The sequence below is a fragment of the Enterobacter sp. RIT637 genome, assembly GCF_019718755.1.
Lineage (GTDB): Bacteria > Pseudomonadota > Gammaproteobacteria > Enterobacterales > Enterobacteriaceae > Enterobacter.
The window spans coordinates 1-689 of sequence record NZ_JAIHAZ010000079.1 but is presented as its reverse complement, the minus strand read 5'-3'; the positions used below and the strand labels follow the sequence as shown (position 1 = coordinate 689).

Genomic DNA, 689 nt, shown 5'->3' with positions numbered 1-689 from the left:
GAAGCAATACTGCGGCGCGACCCTGAATGAGACCTTTAAATACTTTACAACGGCGACATTTATCGCCTCGGTACTTGCACTTGGCTGCACGTTCCTGCTTTCTTTCATTATCTAAGCGCGAAGAGACGTACTATGGAAAACGCAAACATCACCACCTTAATCGCCCAATATCCTCTGGTAGAGGATCTGATGGCGCTGAAAGAGACCACCTGGTTTAACCCGCGCACCACCACGCTTGCCGAAGGGCTGCCGTATGTCGGGCTGACGCAGGCGGATGTGAAGGATGCCCACGCCCGCCTGGCCCGCTTTGCGCCTTATCTGGCGAAAGCGTTCCCGGAAACCGCGGCCAAAAACGGCATTATCGAATCAGACGTGGTGGCCATTCCCGCCATGCAGCAGCGCCTGGCGAAGGAGTTTGCCACGCCGATCAACGGCACTTTACTGCTGAAAAAAGACAGCCATTTACCGATTTCCGGCTCTATCAAAGCGCGCGGCGGGATTTATGAAGTGCTGACCCACGCCGAAAAACTGGCGCTGGAAGCGGGGCTGCTGACGCTGACAGACGATTACAGCATCCTGCTGGAACCGCACTTTAAAGCGTTTTTCAGCCAGTACAGCATTGCCGTTGGCTCAACGGGTAATCTGGGGATGTCGATTGGCATCATGAGCGCCCGCGTTGGCTTTAAGGT

At 55.0% G+C, this 689-nt stretch carries 1 protein-coding gene and 1 pseudogene; both read left to right on the top strand.

Features of this window, described 5'->3' with window-relative positions:
- A pseudogene (locus K5E19_RS23260) lies at window positions 1–115 on the top strand (DsdX permease); the annotation flags it as partial.
- Window positions 116–132: 17 nt separating this feature from the next.
- On the top strand, window positions 133–689 hold a 557-nt coding region (locus tag K5E19_RS23255; RefSeq protein ID WP_221553288.1), incomplete at its 3' end, for a D-serine ammonia-lyase.